This window comes from Streptomyces sp. NPDC002958 (assembly GCF_055563255.1).
On sequence record NZ_JBVHDS010000069.1, the window covers coordinates 1 to 3908 of the forward strand.

Below are 3908 nucleotides of genomic sequence, written 5' to 3' on the forward strand. Positions count from 1 at the left end.
ACCCTCCACAACCAGGGCGTGACCCGCTACTTGGAGCTCGGGCCCGACGGCATCCTGACCGCGCTCACGCGTCAGTGCCTCGAGGACGAGGACGGGACCGTCCTCGCCCCGGCCCTCCGCGCCCGCCAGCCCGAGGCGCACGTGTTTGCCGCCTTCCTCGGACACGCCCACATCGCCGGTATCCCCGTCGACTGGAACACGTACTACACCAACACCGGCGCCACCCGCATTGCTCTGCCCACGTACGCCTTCCAGCGCGACCGGTACTGGGTGGCCTCCGGTGGCGGTTCCGGCGACCTGAGTGCCGCTGGTCTGGGCCGGTTCGGACACCCCGTGCTGGCTGCCGCCGTGCAGGTGGGCACCGGGGACAGCTGGCTGTTCTCCGGGCGCATCTCCCGCGAGTCCCAGCCCTGGACCGAGGACCACATCGTCCTCGGCGCGCTGATCGTGCCCGGTGCCGCCCTGGTCGAGCTCGCACTCTCCGCCGGCCGACACATCGGAACTCCCGCACTCGAGGAACTCGTACTCGAAGCACCCCTCGTGCTGGACACCGACACCGCCCGCCAGCTCCAGGTCACCATCGGAGAACCCGATGAGGACGGACACCGCGACGTCGCCGTCTACACCCGCCCCCACACGGGCGGCGACGACACCGGCATCGCGCAGGCCGTGTGTCACGCGCGCGGCCGGCTGACGGCCGGGCCCGCCGCACCGGCCCGGGAGCTCCCCACCGCCTGGCCGCCCGCCGGAGCCGTCCCCGTGGCAGTGGACAACCTGTACACGGAGCTGGCGGACGCCGGGTACGAGTACGGACCGTGCTTCCAGGGTGTCCAGACCGCCTGGCGCACCGACGATGCCGTGTTTGCGGAGGTCGCCCTCCCCGAGGGGACCCCCCTCGATGGCTTCGGCATCCACCCGGCACTGCTGGACGCCGCCCTGCACGGCGGCCTCGAGTGGCTCGACGGCGGTTCGGGCGACTCCGCCGCCGCCCTGCCCTTCGCCTGGTCGGGTGTGAGCCTGACGCGGACGGCGGGTGCCCGGATCCGTGTGCGGATCGCCCCCGTGGGCGAGAACGCGCTGCGGATCGACCTCGCCGACGCCGACGGCGCGCCCGTCGCGAGCGTGGACACCCTCACCTTCCGCGCCGTTGACGCGGCGCGGCTGGAGCAGTCGGGCCAGGGCGGTACCGACCCCCTCTACCAGGTGAACTGGGTGCCGGCGCCGACCGCCGGTGCCGCCGGGCCGCCGCGCACGGTGGTCCTGGGCGAGGGGTACGCGGACCTGGCCGAGCTGGCCGAGGCCGTCGCCGCCGGTGCCGAGGTGCCCGAGGCGGTCGTCGTCCCGGCCGCGGCCACGTCCTCGGTCCGTGAGACAACCCTGTGGGCCCTCGCCCTGCTCCAGCAGTGGCTGGCGGTCGACGCACTCGCCGATGCCCGCCTGATCGTGGTCACCCGGGGCGGCATCGCGGCCGCCCAGGGCGAGGCCCCCGACCTGGCACAGGCCCCGGTCTGGGGACTCGTCCGCAGCGCCCAGTCCGAACACCCCGGCCGCTTCCTCCTCATCGACCTCGAGCACGACACCGACACCACCACCCTCGACTGGGCCGCACTCGCCGGACTGGACGAACCCCAACTCGCCCTCCGCGACGGCCGCACCCTGGCCCCCCGTGTCGGCGCGGCCGAGACCACGGTGGCGACCGGGGCGCGCGCTCTCGACGTGAACGGGACCGTGCTCATCACCGGTGGTACGGGTGGCCTGGGCGCGCTGTTCGCGAAGCACTACGTGGAGGCGTACGGAGCCCGGCACCTGCTGCTGGTGAGCCGTCGCGGCTCCGCCGCCGACGGCGTCGCCGAGCTGGTGACGGAACTGACCGAGCTGGGCGCGCAGGTCGACGTCGCCGCCTGCGACGTCACCGACCGTGCTCAACTCGCGGACCTGATCGGCTCGCTGGAGCGCCCGCTCACCGCGGTCGTGCACGCCGCCGGCGTCCTCGACGACGCCACCATCGAGTCCCTCACCACCGCCCAGGTGGAGCGGGTACTCGCCCCGAAGGTCGACGCCGCGCTCCACCTCGACGAGCTGACCGCCGACGTCGACCTGTCCTCCTTCGTGCTGTTCTCCTCCGTCGCCGCCCTCATCGGCACCCCGGGCCAGGGCAACTACGCCGCCGCCAACGCCACCCTCGACGCCCTCGCCGCACACCGGCGGGCGGCCGGGCGGCCGGCCACCTCCCTCGCCTGGGGCCTGTGGGCCGAGGCAGGCGGCATGGGCGACACCCTCGGTGCGGCCGAACTCGCGCTCCTCGCCCGCATGGGCATCACCGCCCTGCCCGCCGAGCTCGGGCTCCGCCTCTTCGACCGGGCACAGCAGATCGGTGCCGCCCTGCTGGCACCCGTACTGTTCGACCAGTCGGCGCTGCGCGCCCAGGCCCGGTCCGGGCTGCTCCCCGCCCTCCTGCGCGGACTCGTACGGGTTCCGGTCCGCCGGGCCGAGGGCGCCGGAAGCGGTTCACTCGCCCAGCGGATCGCCGCGGCGGCCGAGGCCGACCGTCCACAGATCGTCCTGGAGCTGGTGCAGGCGCAGGTCGCGGCCGTACTCGGCCACGCCTCGCCCCACGGCATCGATCCGGAACGGGCCTTCAGGGAGCTCGGGTTCGACTCGCTCGGCGCCGTCGAACTGCGCAACCGCCTCACTCAGGCCAGCGGCGTGCGACTGCCCTCCACGCTCATCTTCGACCACCCCACCCCGGCCGCCGTGGCCCGGCTGCTGCTCGCGCAGGTCGCCGGGGCGGAGCCGGCCCGCAAGCCCGTCGTGCAGGCGGCGCAGACCGGGGCCGAGTACGAAGAGCCGTACGCCATCGTCGGCATGGGCTGCCGCTACCCGGGCGGAGTGAACTCGCCCGAGGAGCTGTGGCAGTTCGTGGCCGCGGGCCGGGTCGGGATCTCCGAGTTCCCGCAGGACCGTGGCTGGGACCTCGACGGGTTGTTCGACGAGGACCCCGACCACGCGGGGACCTCGTACACCCGCGAGGGCGGATTCGTGCACGGTGCCGGTGAGTTCGATGCCGCGTTCTTCGGCATCGGGCCCCGCGAGGCCGTCGCCATCGACCCGCAGCAGCGACTGCTGCTGGAAACGGCATGGGAGGCGTTCGAGGACGCCGGCATCGACGTCACCCGCCTGCGTGGCAGTGACACGGGTGTCTTCTGCGGGGTCATGTACTCGGACTACGGCTTCGTCGCGGGTCAGAGCGACCGGCGTGCGGAGATCGAGGGGTACATGACCATCGCCTCCGCGGGCAGCGTGGCCTCCGGACGGCTCAGCTACACCTTCGGCTTCGAGGGCCCGGCGGTCACGGTCGACACGGCCTGCTCCTCGTCGCTCGTCGCCGTGGACCTCGCCCTCAAGTCGCTGCGGGCCAAGGAGTGCTCGCTCGCCCTGGTCGGTGGCGTCACCGTCCTGGCCAGGCCGAGCGTGTTCGTCGAGTTCAGCCGCCAGCGCGGGTTGTCCCCGGACGGCCGGTGCAAGGCGTACGCGGCCGGAGCCGACGGCGTCGGCTGGGCGGAAGGCGCGGGCCTGCTGGTCCTGGAGCGCCTGTCGGACGCCCGCCGCAACGGGCACCGCGTGCTCGGTGTCATCCGGGGCAGCGCCATCAACCAGGACGGCGCCTCCAACGGCCTCACCGCCCCCAACGGCCCCTCGCAGGAACGCGTCATCCGCCAGGCCCTCGCGAATGCACGCGTGACGGCCGCCGAGGTCGATGTGGTCGAGGGCCACGGCACGGGCACCCCGCTCGGCGACCCCATCGAGGCGCAAGCACTGCTCGCCACCTACGGCCAGGAACGCTCCGAGGGCCCGCTGCGACTGGGCTCCATCAAGTCCAACATCGGCCACACCCAGGCCGCCGCCGG

At 73.7% G+C, this 3908-nt stretch carries 1 protein-coding gene; it reads left to right on the forward strand.

The annotated features are described in order from the left end of the window. Positions 1-18: 18 nt before the first annotated feature. Positions 19-3908 (forward strand): SDR family NAD(P)-dependent oxidoreductase (locus ACZ3IC_RS34055; protein ID WP_467422580.1); only part of this gene is annotated, 3890 nt, incomplete at its 3' end.